Raw genomic sequence first — 16,815 nt, 5'->3', positions numbered from 1 at the left:
CTCCCTCAACCGCGGCCGAGCTGGCCGCCGGCGGCGACGTCGAGGATCGCGGCCTTGACGCGGACATAGGTGCCGCAGCGGCAGATATTGGTCATCTCGCTGGCGATGTCGGCTTCGCTCGGCTTCGGATTGGCCTGCAGCAGCGCAGCCGCGGTCATGATCATGCCGCTCTGGCAGAAGCCGCATTGCGGCACGTCGTGCTTGATCCAGGCCTGCTGGACCGGGTGGGTTCCGTCAGGGGAGAGCCCTTCGATCGTGACGATCTTCTGCTCCTCGGTCACGGCGCTGACCGGCAGCGCGCAGGAGCGCGTGGCGACGCCGTCGATATGGACCGTGCAGGCGCCGCACTGGGCAACGCCGCAGCCATATTTCGTGCCGGTCAGACCGATTTGTTCGCGGATCACCCAGAGCAGCGGCGTGTCGCCATCGACTGCGACGTCCAGAGTCCGGCCATTCACATTCAGCTTCGTCACCGTAAACCCTCCCGGTTCGGTTCAAGCAGGACGGCGAGAGAGCCAACGCGCCTCGCCGGAAGCCTCAGGATGCCGTGCGAGCATGCCGAGGATTTTTGAAGTGGAATGATTGAAACTCAGAAGTCCGGCGGCGCCAACGGCCAGCATCGGCCGATCACGTTTCGTGAGCGCTGCCAGAAGAGCGAATGCAGCGCCGTATCGTGCGAAAACGGCTTTTACTCCGCGCAATTCGGACGCTTCTGCCCGCATAGCGGGTGCTCAGCCACCGTTGCGTGTTTCACGCAGATGTGAACCTCGGGATTGCCTGAGGCTGCGTGACGTCGTCAGGCGGCCGCCCCGCAATATGGTCGATGTGTCGATCGCGTTCGATCCCGCGAACGACATGGCGTTGCGGCCTGCTCTCGCAGGGCGCCGGGAACGATTAAGACCGCTCTCTTCCCTCGGCCTCGATCAGGTATTCGATGTGACGCCGCCCGGACGCCCCGGGACGGATCGCGACCGCGACGCCGAAGATGCGTTGGATCGTTTCGCTCGTCAGGACCTCATCCGGCGAACCCGCCGCTTCCAGCCGCCCTTCATGCAGCAGTGCGATCTCGTCGCAGAACATCGCTGCGAGGTTGAGATCGTGCAGCGCCATGATGCAGGTGATGCCGAGGCGGCGGATGAGGTTGAGGATCGCGAGCTGGTGCTGGATGTCGAGATGGTTGGTCGGCTCGTCGAGGATCAGCTCGCTCGGTTCCTGCGCCAGCGCCCGGGCGATATGGGCCCGCTGGCGCTCGCCGCCCGACAGCGTATGCCAGGACTGGTCGTGCCGCTCCGCGAGCCCGACCCGCGCCAGCGCTTCGTTCACCGCTGCCTCGTCCGCCGTGCTCCAGGATGCCAGCGCGGCGCGATGCGGCGTGCGGCCGAGGCGGACGACGTCGCAGACGGAGAGCTGGATCTCGGTCGTCGCCTGCTGCTCCACGAAGGCGAGGCGGCGCGCGAGATCGCGCCGCGCCACGCCGGCGATGTCACGCCCATCGAGCATGACGACGCCGCTCGCGACATTGCGCAACCGGCAAAGCAGCCTGAGAAGGCTCGATTTGCCCGAGCCGTTCGGACCGATCAGGCCGAGCACCCGGCCGGGCGCCGCCTGCAGCGTCACCCCGTCGATGATCATCCGGCCGGCCGTGCCCCAGCGCACCTCCCGCATCGCGAGCGTCATGTCGGCCCCATCATTTGGGTTTCCTGGCGCGATAGAGGATCAAGGCGAAGACCGGCGCGCCGAACAGCGCGGTGACCACGCCGATCGGCAGGATCTGCTGCGGGATCAGCACGCGCGACAGGATGTCGGCGAGGATCATGAAGATCGCACCGATGACGAGGCAGGCGGGCAAAAGCCGGGCATGGCCGGAACCGACGAGGAAACGGGCGGCATGGGGAATGATCAGCCCAACGAAGCCCACCGTTCCGACGATCGAGACCATCACGGCGGTCATCACCGCGGTCGTGGCGAAGAGCACGATTTTCACCCGCGTGACCGCGACGCCGAGCGAGGCGGCCGCGTCGACGCCGAAAGCGAAGGCGTCGAGCGCCTTGGCGTGCAGCATGCAGATGCCGAAGCCGATGAAGGCGACCGGCGCCGCAATCCAGAGGTCCGGCCAGCGGACGCCGCCGAAATTCCCAAGGAGCCAGAACATCACGCCCCGCGCCTGCTCGGCGCTGGCGAGCGTCGTCACGATCGTGGCGGTCGCCGCGTTGAAGAGCTGCGAGGTGGCGACACCGGCGAGGATGACGCGATCGCTCGCCCCGCCCGCTCCGGTCGCCAGGAGCGCGACCACCGCGAGCGCGGCGCAGGAGCCGATGAAGGCGCCGGCCGAGACCGTCAGCGCCGTGCCGCCGATGCTGACGCCGAGGATCAGCACCGCGACGGCGCCGGTCGAGGCTCCCGCCGAGATGCCGAGAACGTAAGGCTCCGCCAGGGGATTGCGCAGCAGCGCCTGCAGGATTGCGCCTGAGAGAGCGAGCGCGCCGCCGCACAACCCCGCCATCAGCGCCCGGCTGAGGCGATAGTCGAAGATCACGCCCTGCTGGATCGCGCTGACAGGCCAATCGAGATCGAACAGCCCGTTGCCGAGCGCCTTCAACGCCGTCTCCAACGGGATGCGCATCTCGCCGATCGTCACCGCCAGCGCCACCGCGAAGGTGAGCGCCAGCAGCGAAACCAGCGCGACGGCGATCCGCGCCGGCCAGTTCGGGCCGTGGGCTGCGTGGCTCAAGGAGTCAGACCGAAGCCGGCGATCGCCTTGGCGAGCGTCTCGATGCCGTCCACCGTATCGAGCCCGGCGCGGGTCGCTCCGACATCCATGATGACGATGCGATTGTTCTTCACCGCGTCGAGCTTGCTGGCGACGGGGTCGGTTTTCAGGAAATCGAGCTTCTTCTCGATATCATCGGCCGGAAAGCGGCGGCGATCCATCTTCACCGTGACGATGACCGCGGGATTGGCGGCAGCGATGCTCTCCCAGCCGACCAACGGCCATTCCTCATTGGTCGTGATGATATTGCGCGCCCCGAGCTTCGACAGGATGTAGGCGGGCACGCCGTTCCTGCCGGCCATGAAGCCGTCGCCCTTGATGTCCTTGCTGGAGAACCAGACGACGACCGGCACGTCCTTGACCTTTGCATCCGCCACCGCCTGGACCGCCTTCTCCTCGCGCGCCTTGAGCTCGGCGACGAGCGTCTCGGCGCGGTCGGACACGTCGAAGATCTGCCCGAATTCGCGGATGTTGCGATAGACCAGCTCCATCGTGAACATCTGGGTGCGCACACCGTCGCCGCCGCCGGAATTGTCCTTGCCGACGCAATCGGTCGGCGAGACATAGGTGGGCACCTTGACCTTGGCGAACTGATCGCGCTTGCCGACGATGCCGTTGGGGCCGACATGCCATTCGAACATCGCGGTAACGAGGTCCGGCTCCTGCGCGAGAACCGCCTCGAAGCTCGGGTCGTTGTCGGCGAGGCGCTTCACCTTGGCATTGATCGCCTCATAGGGCTTGGCGATGGGCGAGAACCAGACGGCGGTGCCGACGACGCGGTCGCCGAGGCCGAGCGCATAGAGGATCTCGGTCTGCGTCTGGCCGATCGAGACGACGCGTTTGGGCGCGGCGTTGAAGGTGATCGTCTCGCGGCAGTTCTCCAGCGTCAGCGGATACTGGGTCGGCGCTGCGACGGCCGCGCCCGCGGCCAGGCTGCCGAGGAATGCCAGGACGGGCCATTGAAGCAGGCGGACGAGAGGGCGCGCAATCGGCACAGAGGAAGCCTTATATGAAACGTTGTTACATTTCTGATAGGGCGAGCGGCGCGCAGCCGTCAAGCTCCCCGCGACAGCGCGGCCGGCGGTCTTCATGAACATGGACTTCATCGCTCCCCGAGATGACGGATGCGGGAGCTGCGCAGGATGCGGACGGATGACGGCCGCATGGCCATCACCGACACACACCTCCGGAACACCCCGTCCGAAAGACGTCTTCGATGACCGGGGCAGGTCTCCTGGCTCGCGGGTCGACGCCGGTTCCGCCCGGCCTTCCCGGCGCGGCACGCGCCAGTGGACGATGGACGGAGAGCTCGCCGCTTACAGTTGCGGGGGCAGCCTCGGCTTTGGCGCAACGCGCCTCACCGAATTCCCTCTTAGCTCCAGGCTGAATCTGGAGAACCTCGATCACGTCCAACCTATAAGGTCGTGCCGCACCGTCAAGCTCGGTTCGGGACCATCATGATCGACGTCGATATGCCGCCGGCACTGTAGATCTGGGGCCCAGGCGCGGCGGCTTCGCAGACCGGTGTGATGTCCGGGCTTTCTCCGCTCGACGCAGCGTCACTGGCCATGTTGCTGCCCGGGTTTCTGGTTCGCCCTGCCAGGAGATCGGTTCACTGCGGGCGTGACCTTCCGGCAGCCAAGATCTCGCTTGCGGCGATTTCTGCCGCGCGGCATCCCGTCTTGATACTTACGTAAGGTAATGTTTCTGAAGGGAGGCCGAGCTGCCATCAGGCGGGAGCTTCCGAAAAGCGAGGCTCATTTCACTTCCCGTAGAGCGGAACGGGGGTAGCTCCAATTCTCCTTAAATATGGTAAGTAACTGATATAAATCAGATTTTTATTTGATCTCTGTCGCCGCGCCGGCGTCGTGAACGCATCGCGTGTCGCCTCAAGGAGCTACTCCCTTTGCGCCGACGGGAACCCCTTTGCTCGCTTCACGGTGCAGTGCACCAAGCGTAAGCTGAATAGTACTGTGGGTTGAGTGAGGGTATAGCCGTGTTGCCGAATGCACAGTTCTCCGCGACAGAATTGCAGGATGCCGCGCAAAGGATCAAGCTCCTGCGTCGGGCTGCGACCGAACATGCTGTGGAAATCGGCCGCGAGCTCCTTCGCGTCAAGGAGCGGCTGCCCCACGGGGTCTTCGTCAAATGGGTCGAAAAGGCGTGCGAGTTCAAGATCAGGACCGCGCAGGACCTGATGAAGCTGGCGCGCGGCGCCGATTCCGATGCGAATGCGAAGCTCGTCGCGCTGATGGTTCCATCGACGCTTCGTGTCTATCTCGCCAAGACGACCCCGCCGGCGGTTCGCACCACCATCCTGCAGCGACTCGAGAACGGTGAGCGTGTGTCCCGCAGCGAGCTGCATTCGCAGGTCGTGGATACGCGCAAGACCAGGATGGAGGCGGTGCAGCGTCCGGCGCAGGAAGGATTCTCCTCGTCGTTTCTTCCCGCGCGCGAGCTTAACGGGCCCGCCGAAGGGAGGCGAAACGACCCGGGCGCGGACCGGGCCCGCAGGGTGGCTGAGCTGATTTTGCGGCGGCTCAGCCCGGAGGATTACGGGCTCATCATGGAGGAGATGAGCTGGGAGGTCTGGAACAGAGCCTTTGTCTGGATGAGAGCGGCGCGTGTTGTGGACGCCGAGCATCTGGAATTGGCTTTGCCCAGTACAGCGACGAATCAATCGTGCGAATTCGTTCCCGCAAAGCTGCAGTGAAAAATATCGAAGTTTTATCGTGACTTACAGTCCGCGTATTCGCGTTGTGTGACTTGCGAACGCCGTCTTTGAGGGAACGGAGTTCCTGCAAAGACATCAAATGGTCGGTGGATACAGATCGGAAGCCCAATGTCGGTCTATATTGACGAGCGCCAGCCCTCCACAACATTCGGCCTTCTCAGCCTACGCCGCCGCTGGAAGCTCATTGCCGCATGTGTCGGTCTCGCGGCGATGCTTGGCCTGCTCTACACGGTGCTGAGGCCAGCGAGCTATACGGCGTCGACGCAGCTCCTGGTCTATGTGAAGGAAGTTCAGCCCGGCCCCGACCTCGTCATTTCCCTCGGGCGCGCCGATCTCACGCAGGTCGAGAACGAGAGCGAGGTCATCCGCTCGCGCGGTACCCTGGCCAAGGTCGTAGGGTCGCTGGACCTTACCGAGGATTCCGAGTTCGTTCCCGCGGCGACGGCGTTTCAGGGGCTCGCCCGGTGGCTTTCCGGCACGTCGCCAGCGACCTCCGACGAGAGCCGCGCGAAGCAGGAAGCCGCCATCGAGTCCCTCGCCAGGAGCATCGCGGTCAAGCGGGTCGGAACCAGTCACACGATCCTCGTCGACGTCACGACCTCCGATCCGGAGAAGTCCGCGCTCATCGCCAATGGCATCAGCCAGGTCATGCTCCAGGCGCGTCTCAACGCGGAGCAGGATGGCGAGCGCTCGCCATTGCTGCGCGAGCGGCTGCAGGGCTTGGGACCCAGCGTCTATGTGATGACGCCGGCGCTCGCTCCGGACAAGCCCAACGGACCGCGGAAGATCCTGATCATCATGGCTACGGTCATGGCCGGATTGGTGATCGGGGCGGCGCTGGCGCTGTTTCTCGACTTCCGGGACAAGACGATCCGCAGTGCCGCGCAGATTCAGCGTTTCGGCCTGGAGTGCATCGGCGCGATCCCCTTGTTCAAAAGCGGCAAGCCCGCGATTTCGAGCCAGGCTCGGCAGCGTGCCGGCCAGGATCGCCTGCCTGAAGCCTTGCTGGCGCAAACGCTTCTGCGGGCGACGGTCGCGATCGAGGCGGCCAAGGCACGCACCGTCGGCGTCGCCTCCTCGATCGCAGGAGATGGCGCGACGACCGTGGCGCGGCACCTCGCCCAGATGGCCGCGCGCAGCCAGAGGAAGGTTCTGCTCGTGGAGGCCGGCGGCAGCGAGACGTCGCGATCGTCCGCGAGGGAGATGTCCTCCGCGCCGGCATTCTCGGGGACGCAGCCGCAGCCGCTCGGCGGCAGCCTCTGGAACAATGGCGGCGACGGACCCGATCTTCTCATCACGCCTCCTCCCGGCACCGGCGAGGGCGTCGCCAACTGGTGGATGCATTGCGATCAGACATCGCTGGCAGCCTACGACCTGATCGTCGTCTGCCTGCCGGCCCTCGAACGCGGTCCCGAGTTTCGCATGGCCGCGCAGAACATCGACGGAATCCTGCTGGTGATGAAATGGGGCGGCGCCGAGATGGAGCGGATCGAGCGCGCCTTCACGGTCTCCGGCGCGGCGCCGTCGGATTTCATCGGAGCGGTTTTGAACATGGTCGATGACCGGATGATCGGCCGTTTCGGGGACAAGCTCTGGGAGGCGGAAGGGTTGATGGCCGCCGGACGAGGCCTGTTCGGGCCTGCGATGCCTATCGAGCCGGTTGCCGGATCGTCATGAAGCGGAGAGGTGCTACGATGAAGCGAAGCCGTTCATGGGTAAATGTCGTCGGGACAGTTTCACTGGTCCTGTTCACGCTCAACGGCAACACTGTGCGCGCGACGTCCGACTACGTCGTTCGGGCCGATGACAAGCTCAAGATCAAGATCTTTCAGTATCCTGAGCTGAGCGGTGAATACAAAGTCCGCGCGAATGGAACGATCTCCATCGCGCCGATCGGGGATATTCCCGTCAACGGCCTTTCGACCAAGGAAATCGCGGGCCAGATTGCCGAGCGCTTTGTGCGCTCCGGCATTTCCGACAAGCCCGGCGCCTCGGTCGAGGTCCTCGAGACCCGGCCGGTCTATGTGCTGGGCGACGTGCAGAAGCCCGGCGAGTATCAGTTCCGCCCGGGCATGACCGTTCTGCAAGTCGTCAGCCTGGCCGGCGGGTGGCTGCGGTTCAGTGACCCCGGCCTGATGCGGCTCGACCGCGACAGCATCAACATCACCGGCGATATGCGGAATCTCGTCAGGCGGTATTACGAGCTGACGGCGCGCCGGGCCCGCCTGAACTCCGAGCTGGTGATGAGGAGCGACATCCAGTTTCCGCCCGAGCTTCTCGCCCGGTCGCAGAGCGATGGCGGGGTGAGGCAACTGATCGACGAGGAGCGTTCGCTCCTGAACATCCATGTCGACTCCCTGAAGACCCAGATCGACAGCCTGGAGCAGAACCGGGCCCTGTATGAGCGCGAGATCGAGGCGATCAAGCGCCAGATCGAGGCCAACAAGGTCCAGGTCGCGAGCGTCGAGAAGGAGCTCAAGGAGGTTCGGGACCTGGTCAAGCGTGGCCTGACGACGATCAGCCGCCTGGCGAACCTCGAACGCATGCAGGCGCAGCTCGAAATGAACGAGCAGGGCTTCCAGACGCTGATCCTGCGGTCGCGCCAGAACATCACGCAGGCCGACCAGAGGATCTTCGACCTGAAGAGCGAGCGCAACGCGTCCCTGACCGCCGAGGTGCAGAAGGTCCGGATGGATCTCGACGAGGTCAGCGTGAAATTCGACACCAACCGGAGTCTTCTCGTGGAGGCCAAGGTGACCGTCCCGACGCTGATCGGAAACTCCGACGGCCCTGTCGAGACCCGCAGCCTGACGGTCGTCCGCATCCAGGACGGAAAGTCCGAGACGATCGACGCGCCGGAGAGCATGGAGCTCCTGCCCGGAGACGTGCTCAGGGTCCAGCGGAGCATCATCCCCGGAGGAGGGCTCGGCATCGCCGGTCCGCTCGAGCAGACCAACATGATGATGCCGGCCAAAGTGAAGCAGTAACGGTTCGGCTGCGCGGTCCGCGCTGCCGGGAACGCAGGCTCGTTTCGCCTGCGAGCGGTGGATGGTTTTGTCTCGTGGTTGTGAGTGGGAGATCGACGATGGCCTGCGGAGACAATAATTCCGGGAAATTGGAAGCCGGCTCTCTCTCCCTTCAGCAGCAAATGCTGACATTCGAGCCGCAATTGCGCGCCTATGCCATGTCCCTCAGCCGAAGCGCGGACAGGTCAGACGATCTCGTGCAGGAAACGCTGATGCGCGCGATCAGCAAGATCCACACCTTCCGGCCCGGCACCAATCTCGGTGCCTGGCTGACGACGATCCTGCGAAACTGCTACCTCTCCGATCTGCGCCGGCGGCGCCACGAGGTCGAGGACGCCGATGGCTGCTATTCCGAGTCGCTGCGCGCGGCGCCGGAGCAGGAGGGCCTGCTGGAATACAAGGAGTTCTGTGCGGCCCTGCGCGAAATTCCGTTCGATCAGCGCGAGGCGCTGATGCTGGTCGGCGCGGCGGGGCTTTCCTACGAGGATACGGCGACGCTTTGTCGAACCACCACCGGAACGATCAAGAGCAGGATCAACCGCGCCCGTTCGCGGCTGGCAGCCTTGCTCGGGATCGACAACATCAGCGAGATCGGTTTCGACAGCCGGGTCCGGGCGGTCATGGCGGTCCATCAGGCCGCCGGCGCGACACGGCGGCTTGCCTGAACGCACCGGGAACAGCGGCTTTCGGAGACGCCGAAAAGAGGGACGCCCACGGCATCGGGCCGAATGCGAAATCCGGCCCGACAGGAAGCTTTCGGTCCGGGTCCCCCCGAGCCGGCTCCTGGATCATTTCCGCGTTTCCCTGAATCGCGGAAATGATCCATCTCTTTGTTTTATCGCATTTTCTTTACGCGAACCGGTGTCCGTTTCGCTCGAAAATGCCTTAGCGTTCCCGCATGCTGTCGTGCTGGTAGCGGGAGAGCGGCGAGAGCAGATAGCTGATGATCCGCCGCCGGCCGGTCTTGACCTCCGCCGTCACGGCCATGCCGGGCGACAGGTTGACCTGCTTGTCCTCGATCGCGAGTTGCGTGCGGTCGAGCGAGATGCGCGCGGCGTAGAGGAGTTCCTGCCCGCGCGGTTCGCTGCTGTCGTTTCCCGCTCCCGAGGTTTTGTCACCGGCGGTGTCGGGAATCTTGTCGCGCGGGATGGCATCCTGCGAGATGCTGAGGATGGTGCCGCGCAGCAGGCCGTAGCGGGTGAAATTGAAGGTGTCGATCTTGACGGCGGCTTCCTGGCCGGCGCTGACGAAGCCGATGTCGCGGTTCGAGATCATCGCCTCGATTTCCAGCCGGCTGTCTGCCGGAACGATGTACATCAGCGTCTGCGCCGGCGTGACGACGCCGCCGATCGTATGAATCGCGAGCTGCTGCACGATGCCGTCGACCGGGGCCGTCAGCCTCTGCAGGTTCCTGCGCTGCTCGGCCTTGACGATGTCCCGCCTGAAGCCGGCCTCCTTCTGCTGGGCCTTGGTCAGGTCGTCGAACAGGGTTCGCTCGTACTCCGCCACGGTCTTCGCGCGCGTCTCGGTCAAGGCGGTGACCGCGGCATTGGTTTCGCTGCCGCGCTTCTCCTGAACGAGGATGTCCTGACGCTGGCCGACGAGATCCTGCAATTCGGTGAGATAGGTGACCTTGGAGCCGAGCTCCTTCTGGAAAAGCTGCTCGCGAATCTCGACGCGTTGCTGGAGCGGCACGAGCGTGTTCTTCAGCTTGTCGACGGAGGCCTGAATCGTGTCGCGCTCCGCCGCCTTCTGCGCCAGCTGTCCATCGATGCTCGCGAGCTTGGCCTTCTGCTCGCTGCTCTGGCTGAGGAGGAGGCCGCGATACATCTGCACCAGGTCAGCAGACGCGTCCTTGGGTGGAGTAAACGCCGAAAGGGGGTCTTCCTTGTTGGCGATCGCCGCCCGCAGCCTCGCGATATCGAGGCGAGCGGCCATCAGATCGCTCTGCAGATGACCGACCTCGGCATCGGCGGTCGTCGAGTCGAGATCGACCAACACGTCGCCTGCCTTGACGCTCTGGCCGTCGCGGACCTTGATCTCGCGCACGACACCGGTCTCGAAGGGCTGGACCATCTTGGTCCGGTCGCTGGGGATGATCTTTCCGGGCGCGACGGCGACGATGTCGACGGTGCCGATGCAGGCCCAGAGCAAGGCGGCGGCGAAGATGGAGACGATGCTCAGGCCGATGATGCGCCCGAGCGGGGAGGGCGGCGTCTCGACGATTTCGAGCGCGGCCGGCAGAAATGCGAGCTCCAGGGAGCGCAGGTTCTTCTCATCGGTCGATCGGGCGATGACGGCCTGCTGAAGGGCCTGTGAGCGCGTGGCGAGGCTCGTCACGGCGGCGCGGGTGTTGCGAGCGCCCCATTCCGCCGTTGACGTCAGAGCCTGACGCGCCCTGATCGCCACGGCCCTGTCGAGGCGCGGCATGTTCTCGGCAGCCGTCTTCGCCTGCTTCAGCAAGACCAGACGCCCGCCCCACTGGTCTTCGAATTCGGCCCGCGTCATCAAGGTCGGCTGCGTGATGTTCGACGCGACGACGACCGCGTTCTCGTGATTGACCTTTCCGAGCAGGAGGAAGCCGCCGTTGCGAAGCGCCGCAATGCAAGGCAGCGGAAGCTCGGCCAGCTTGTCCCATGTCGAGGAGAAGGAGCGGGCGACAAAGCCATAGGCCCGTGCGCCCTTCAGGATCTCGGTGACGCCGACGGCGCCGTCACCGAGATGGTTGCGAAGGTCTTCCTTCGTGGCGATGGCGCCGCGCAGGCGCAGCAGCATCTCCAGTGCGAAAAGTCCCGATTGATCATTCGTGAGCGCGTGCATGGCTTTTTTCTCGTCGCCGCTGCTTTCCCGAGGGAAATCAGCGCGGCGTAGAGGCTCCCGGGGTTGTGGAGGATGCGGTCATCCGACGTCTCAAAGATGCTTGTGGGTACGGGCGGTGGCCAGGTTGGACGGCTGATGCCCCGCGAGCGTTGTCAGTGGGGAGGGCCCCCACGCCCCGGATCGGGACGCGGCCTGACCCGCCGCGGCCTGCGTGTTTGCGGCCTCCGGCAATCCGGACTGAAGCCGATGCAAGGTGGCGTAGCGGCCGCCGGTGCGCATCAGTTGCTCGTGAGTGCCGTCCTCGATCAGGCGGCCGCCTTCGATGGTGACGATGCGATCGGCCATCCGTAGGGTGGAGAGACGGTGCGCGATGACGAGCACGGTCCGGGAACGCGCGATCTGCGTCATGTTCTGCTGGATGATGTGCTCGCTCTCGTAGTCGAGCGCACTCGTCGCCTCATCGAAGATCAGGACGCGGGGATCGGTCGCCAGGGCCCGGGCGATGGCGATACGCTGCCGCTGCCCGCCCGACAGGCTGCCGCCGCGCTCACCGACGATCGTGTCGTAGCCCTCCGGCAATTTGAGGATGAAGTCGTGCGCGCCCGCCAGTTTCGCGACTTCGATCACCTTATCCGCCGGAAGGGCGGGGTCGGCCAGGGCGATGTTGTCGCGCACCGAGCGGTTGAACAGGATATTGTCCTGCAGGACGACGCCGATCTGGCGACGCAGCCAGGACGGGTCGATCTGGGCGACGTCGATGCCGTCGACCAGAACCCGGCCGCTTTCCGGCACGTAGAGCCTCTGGGCGAGCTTGGCCAGCGTGCTCTTGCCGGAGCCTGAGGGTCCCACGATCCCGATCATCTGCCCGGCCGGAATGCTCAGGCTGACCTTGTGGAGGATCTCCGGGCCGTCGATCCGGTAGCGGAACGTCACATGCTCGAAGCTGATGTCGCCGCGGATGGCGGGAAGGGCCGTCCGGGAGGGATTATAGGCAGGCTCGGGGGTGGTGTTCAGAATATCGCCGAGGCGGGCGATCGAAAGCCGCGCCTGATGGAAGTCCTGCCAGATCTGGGCCAGTCGCAGGACGGGTCCGCTGACGCGGCCGGCGAGCAGGTTGAACGCGACGAGCTCGCCCACCGAAAGGTTGCCGGCGATGACCAGCTTGGCGCCGACATAGAGGATCGCCGCGGTCACCAGCTTGCTGATGAGCTGAACGGCCTGACTGGCGACGTTGCCCAGGCTCAGCACCCGGAAGCTCGCGGCGATATAGGCGGCGAGCTGCTCCTCCCAGCGCTGCTGCATCTGGGGCTCGATCGCCATGGCCTTGAGCGTTTCGACCGCCGTCACGCTCTCGACCAGGAAGGCCTGGTTCTCGGCGCCGCGGGCGAACTTGTCGTCGAGATAGCGGCGGAAGAGCGGGGTGACGCCTACGGATATCGCGATGTAGAGCGGCAGCGACGCCAGCACGATCCAGGTCAGCAGCGGCGAATAGAAGAACAGCGCGGCCACGAAGACGATCGTGAAGAACAGGTCGATGACGAGCGTCAGCCCCGAACTCGTGAGGAAGTTGCGGATGTTCTCGAGCTCACGCACGCGGGCGACGGAATCGCCGACGCGACGTGCCTGGAAATAGCCGATCGGCAGCGCCAGCAGATGGCGGAACAGGCGCGCGCCGAGCTCGACGTCGATCCGGTTGGTGGTGTGCGAGAACAGATAGGTCCTGAGCGCGCCGAGGACGACTTCGAATACGGCAATGGCGACCAGCCCGATGACCAGCACGTCCAGCGTGCTCATGCTGCGATGTACGAGCACCTTGTCGATGACGACCTGGAAGAACAGGGGCGAGATCAGGCCGAAGAACTGGAGGAAGAAGGACGCGATCAGGACTTCGCCGAGAAGCCAGCGATATTTGTGGATCGCGCCCATGAACCAGGTGATGTCGAAACGGCGGGCGAGGTCGGTCAGCGTCGCGCGCTTCGTCATCAGGACGAGCCGGCCGTCCCAGATCGCTTCGAGCTCGGCTCGCGACATCACGCTCGGCCGCGGGGCGTTCGGCGCCTGGACGAGGATCTGGTCCTCGCCGCAGCGGCCCAGGACCAGGAAGCTGCCGTCGCGCATCGCGGCGATCACCGGCAGCGGCGTGCGCGCCAGCCGCTCCCAGCTCGTCGTCACCGAGCGAGCCTTGAGGCCCAGGCCCTTGGCGCATCGGATCATTTCCGAGACCCCGATCGGCCGACCGGGAAATTGATGCTGGATCTGTTCCGGAAGGACGCTCACGCCCTGGCTGCGCAGGATGAAGATGAGCGCAGTCAGGCCGTCGTCAGATCGCGGATGGGTATCGTTATCGGGATTTTCCAAGTGGTGGCCCCGCATACATGCTGTTTGAGGCGTGCGCGCGAGGAAGGCCTCGCGCGCACGGGACATTTTTTCGAATTCGCGTCGGTGCGGAGGCGCCAGACCCGGCGCCTCCGCTTTAAGTCAGCCGCGTGGCTTCGCGAGCGTCTGGGTGGAGGAGTTCAACCAGGCCTGCGTCATCGCCCCGAAGGACGTCGGCGCGGGCGTGGCGAAACTCGACGCCGCGTACTGATTGAGCAAAGCGAGCTTCGACATCGCCGACCCCTGGGACGGATCGGCGCTCGCGCCTCCATCCTGGGAACCGGAGTAGCCGAGCGTCCTGCCGCTGCCGAAGGCGGCATCCGTCACGCTGCCGCCATGGCCGCCGAACCACTGCTGCGACGCCGTCTGCGCGGAGGTGCCGGACGTTACCGTCGCGGGGGCCGCGAGGTCGGACGCCGCGGAGGCGACAGTCTTGGCCAACGGATTGACCGACGCCGTACCCGCCGACGCATCGGCGGCGATGGTCAGCACGCCAGCCGGCTGATGCGGCGCGCCGGCAATGTTGACGCTCTTGCCCGCGCGGTCCGTCACGCCCTTCAGATCGTATCCCGAGACTTCGAGATCGGGCGCGCTTTCGCCGGCTCCCACCACATATTTGAACTGCAGGGTGTTGGTGCCGGAACCGCTGACGTATTTGGCGGTGCCGCCGCTGCTCAACGACAGGGACGGCGCGCCGTTGACGGTCATCGCGTCCTTGAAGTTGACGGACAGCCAGACGGTGTCGCCCGCCTTGACGGTGCCGCTGCCGTCGCTGATGCCGGAACCGCTCGCGGCGATCCATTGCACCTTGGGCGCCGTGGGGTCGCTCGCCGTCGTGGCGCCGACGGCCAGAACCCCGGCCGGCTGATGTGGCGCGCCGGCAATATCGACGGCATTGCCAGCCCGATCCTTGACGCCGCCCAGATTATAGCGGGCGACTTCGAGGTCGGAGGCCTTCTCGCCGGCCTGCACCTTGTAGTCGAACTGCAAGGTGCTGGTCCCCGCGCCGCCGACATATTTGGCGGTGCCGCCGCTGTTCAGCGACAGGGTCGGAGTCCCGCTGACGGTCATCACGTCATTGAAGTTGACCGAGAGCCGAACGGTGTTGCCGGCCTTGACGGTGCCGGTGCCGTTGCTGAGCTCGGTTCCGGTCGCGGCGATCCACTGGACTTTCGCCGCGGAGCCGCCGACGGCCAGCACTCCGGCCGGCTGAAGCGGCGCGCCGGCAGCATTGGCGGCATTGCCCGCCAGGTCCGTCACACCCTTCAGATTGTAGCCGGCGACCGCGAGGTCGGAGGCTTTCTCGCCGGCCTTCACCACATAGTCGAACTGCAGCGTGCTGGTGCCTGCGCCGCCGACATATTTGGCGGTGCCGCCGGTGTTCAGCGACAGGGTCGGCGTACCGTTGACGGTCACTCCCTCGTTGAAGTTGACCGACAGCCGGACGGTGTCGCCAGCCTTGACGGTGCCGGTGCCGTTGGTGATGCCGGCACCGGTCGCGGCGATCCATTGCACCGTCGGCGCCGTGGTATCCTTCGGCGTCGTGGTGCCGGTCGAGGTCGAAGTATCGACGACCAGTGTTCCCGCCGGCAGCGTCGGAGCGCCGTTGAGGTCGACAGCGTTGCCGGCCTTGTCCTTCACGCCGGAGAGGTCGTAGCCGCTGATCGCGAGATCGGCGGTGTTCTCGCCGGCGGCGACCTTGTAGTCGAACTGCAAGGTGTCGGTGCCGGTACCGCTCACATATTTCGCGGTGCCCTTGTCGTTCAGCGACAGGATCGCGGTGCCGCTGACATCGACCGCCTCGCTGAACTTCAGCGTCAGGCGCACGGTGTCGCCGGCCTTGACGGTACCGGTGCCGTTGACGACGCCGGGGCCGTTGGCCGCAACCCACTGCACGGTCGGCTTGGTGGTGTCGGTGGTCGGCTGGGTCGTGACCGGCGGCGGGTTGGTGATGACCGGCGGCGGATCGGTGACCGTGCCTCCCGTACCGCCCGTGCTTCCGGAGCCCGAGTTATTGGACACACCCTGCAGCAGGGGGGTGATGTTTCCCATGTCGTGCCACAACGCGGTCATCGTCGCGTCGTCGTAGGCGTTGGCCTGCGCGCGAATATTGGTCGTGCCGCCCGCCACATCGATGACATAGGCGCCATAGGTCTGCATGGCCTTGAAGACCTGCTGGCCCAGCGGAGAGAGGCCGGCAGGCATCGGGGTGCCCGGCGGAATCGCGAGGAGCTGCCCTTCCTGGACGATACCCGACGCGTTGCTGCCGTCGCTGGAGATGGCCTGGCCGACGGCGCCGGGCTTGGCGAGCGAGAAATCGACGGCGAGCTGCAGCGCGTGATCGATCACGCCGTCATCCGTTTCCGCCTTGACGAGCAGACCGCCGAGCTGACTGGCGCCGGCAGCCGTGATGCCCGCGCTGAGGAAGGGCGACTTGGTGCCCCAGCCATCGCCGGTGACGATGTTTTCGGACCCGAACGACGCAGCCGATGCTGTCGTGTTGCTGGTCCGGTTGAATTGCCAGAAGTTGTACGCGACGTCGCCATCGATGACGATCAGTTCGCCGTCAGTACCCGCGGCGCCGTTCGCCGCTGCCGGCATGTGAACACTGACGGTGCCGCCAGGATAACCCCACCCCGGGGGGTAAGTGACTTGAACCAGCGGGTCAGAGGCAGAAGCAACGTAAACCGAAGGAGAGTAACTATCCCATGCTACACTGTAGTTGTATCCCGTCGAGGCGGGCCATCCAAGTTTAGTGAAGGTTGCATTGCTTGATACTGGAGTATTCCAACTCGAAGACGCAGAAAATGGGCGAGTTTCGAGTGAGGTCATATGCCTATATTCCTTAGCTTATCCAGGAGGAACGGCGTGCGGGTATGGATAGGCCAGGCAGGTATTTAACGCCGTTCCGAGGAGACAACGCAGCGATTAGCCAGGCATGCTGCGAGATCGGCGGGTGGATGACGGGTCATCGCCATATCACAGGCGGCGAATCATATTCCCATCCACTAACGAACGTGGCCAGATATCGTGTTTGGAATATGATGCCAAAGAGAAAATGTCGCGACGTCGATTTTTGTGGATATCCC

General features: G+C 65.0%; 11 protein-coding genes and 1 riboswitch. Of the genes, 4 read left to right on the top strand and 7 right to left on the bottom strand.

Annotation, left to right across the window (positions count from 1 at the left end):
• Positions 1-5 precede the first annotated feature (5 nt).
• The 4 genes from AB6806_RS08830 to AB6806_RS08815 all read right to left on the bottom strand — a co-directional run bounded on the left by AB6806_RS08830 (position 6) and on the right by AB6806_RS08815 (position 3,765).
• Positions 6-473 carry a (2Fe-2S)-binding protein gene (locus AB6806_RS08830; protein WP_113252690.1) on the bottom strand — a complete coding sequence of 156 codons (468 nt, stop codon included), beginning with the start codon at positions 471-473 and terminating at the stop codon, positions 6-8.
• A 421-nt stretch (positions 474-894) separates the two neighbouring features.
• On the bottom strand, positions 895-1,677 hold the full coding sequence (locus tag AB6806_RS08825; RefSeq protein WP_112762843.1) for an ABC transporter ATP-binding protein: 783 nt from the start codon (positions 1,675-1,677) through the stop codon (positions 895-897).
• Between the two features lie 10 nt (positions 1,678-1,687).
• Positions 1,688-2,731, bottom strand: a complete 1,044-nt coding sequence (locus tag AB6806_RS08820) for a FecCD family ABC transporter permease (RefSeq protein ID WP_038359430.1) — start codon at positions 2,729-2,731, stop codon at positions 1,688-1,690.
• Entirely contained in the window at positions 2,728-3,765 is a 1,038-nt protein-coding gene (locus AB6806_RS08815) for an ABC transporter substrate-binding protein (RefSeq protein ID WP_370954447.1), read from the bottom strand. The genes AB6806_RS08820 and AB6806_RS08815 overlap by 4 nt, the downstream gene beginning before the upstream one ends.
• Positions 3,766-3,977: 212 nt before the next feature.
• A riboswitch (cobalamin riboswitch) is annotated at positions 3,978-4,187 on the bottom strand.
• A gap of 579 nt (positions 4,188-4,766) precedes the next feature.
• On the opposite strand from AB6806_RS08815, the gene AB6806_RS08810 reads away from it, so the two are divergent.
• From AB6806_RS08810 to AB6806_RS08795, 4 genes are all read left to right on the top strand, one after another.
• Positions 4,767-5,483 carry a DUF3102 domain-containing protein gene (locus tag AB6806_RS08810; RefSeq protein ID WP_370954446.1) on the top strand — a complete coding sequence of 239 codons (717 nt, stop codon included), beginning with the start codon at positions 4,767-4,769 and terminating at the stop codon, positions 5,481-5,483.
• A 129-nt stretch (positions 5,484-5,612) separates the two neighbouring features.
• Positions 5,613-7,181 (top strand): Wzz/FepE/Etk N-terminal domain-containing protein, encoded by a 1,569-nt coding sequence (locus AB6806_RS08805; RefSeq protein ID WP_142021589.1) that lies wholly within the window; start codon positions 5,613-5,615, stop codon positions 7,179-7,181.
• 17 nt (positions 7,182-7,198) lie between these two features.
• Complete coding sequence (locus tag AB6806_RS08800; RefSeq protein WP_038359423.1) at positions 7,199-8,491, top strand: polysaccharide biosynthesis/export family protein; 1,293 nt, start codon at positions 7,199-7,201, stop codon at positions 8,489-8,491.
• 161 nt (positions 8,492-8,652) lie between these two features.
• A complete protein-coding gene (locus AB6806_RS08795) occupies positions 8,653-9,195 on the top strand; it encodes a sigma-70 family RNA polymerase sigma factor (protein ID WP_370954445.1) in 543 nt (180 codons plus the stop codon).
• A 220-nt stretch (positions 9,196-9,415) separates the two neighbouring features.
• Here the strand turns inward: AB6806_RS08795 and AB6806_RS08790 are convergent, their stop codons facing one another.
• The 3 genes from AB6806_RS08790 to AB6806_RS08780 all read right to left on the bottom strand — a co-directional run bounded on the left by AB6806_RS08790 (position 9,416) and on the right by AB6806_RS08780 (position 16,558).
• Positions 9,416-11,350 (bottom strand): HlyD family type I secretion periplasmic adaptor subunit, encoded by a 1,935-nt coding sequence (locus tag AB6806_RS08790; RefSeq protein WP_370954444.1) that lies wholly within the window; start codon positions 11,348-11,350, stop codon positions 9,416-9,418.
• A 90-nt stretch (positions 11,351-11,440) separates the two neighbouring features.
• Positions 11,441-13,723, bottom strand: coding sequence for a type I secretion system permease/ATPase (locus tag AB6806_RS08785; protein WP_081925178.1), 2,283 nt, complete (start codon positions 13,721-13,723; stop codon positions 11,441-11,443).
• A 105-nt stretch (positions 13,724-13,828) separates the two neighbouring features.
• Positions 13,829-16,558 (bottom strand): hypothetical protein, encoded by a 2,730-nt coding sequence (locus tag AB6806_RS08780; protein WP_370954443.1) that lies wholly within the window; start codon positions 16,556-16,558, stop codon positions 13,829-13,831.
• Positions 16,559-16,815: the final 257 nt, after the last annotated feature.

Source organism: Allobosea sp. RCC_152_1 (genome assembly GCF_041360765.1).
Taxonomy (GTDB): Bacteria; Pseudomonadota; Alphaproteobacteria; order Rhizobiales; family Beijerinckiaceae; genus Allobosea; species Allobosea spartocytisi.
The sequence above is the reverse complement of the archived record's forward strand: the minus strand, read 5'-3'. Positions and strand labels throughout refer to the sequence as shown.

Excerpts from the sequence above, each read along its gene's own strand:
- AB6806_RS08790 (WP_370954444.1), bottom strand. The coding sequence starts at position 11,350 with ATGCACGCGCTCACGAATGATCAATCGGGACTTTTCGCACTGGAGATG.
- AB6806_RS08795 (WP_370954445.1), top strand. The coding sequence starts at position 8,653 with ATGCTGACATTCGAGCCGCAATTGCGCGCCTATGCCATGTCCCTCAGC.
- AB6806_RS08785 (WP_081925178.1), bottom strand. The coding sequence starts at position 13,723 with ATGCGGGGCCACCACTTGGAAAATCCCGATAACGATACCCATCCGCGA.
- AB6806_RS08800 (WP_038359423.1), top strand. The coding sequence starts at position 7,199 with ATGAAGCGAAGCCGTTCATGGGTAAATGTCGTCGGGACAGTTTCACTG.
- AB6806_RS08780 (WP_370954443.1), bottom strand. The coding sequence starts at position 16,558 with ATGACCTCACTCGAAACTCGCCCATTTTCTGCGTCTTCGAGTTGGAAT.
- AB6806_RS08825 (WP_112762843.1), bottom strand. The coding sequence starts at position 1,677 with ATGACGCTCGCGATGCGGGAGGTGCGCTGGGGCACGGCCGGCCGGATG.
- AB6806_RS08805 (WP_142021589.1), top strand. The coding sequence starts at position 5,613 with ATGTCGGTCTATATTGACGAGCGCCAGCCCTCCACAACATTCGGCCTT.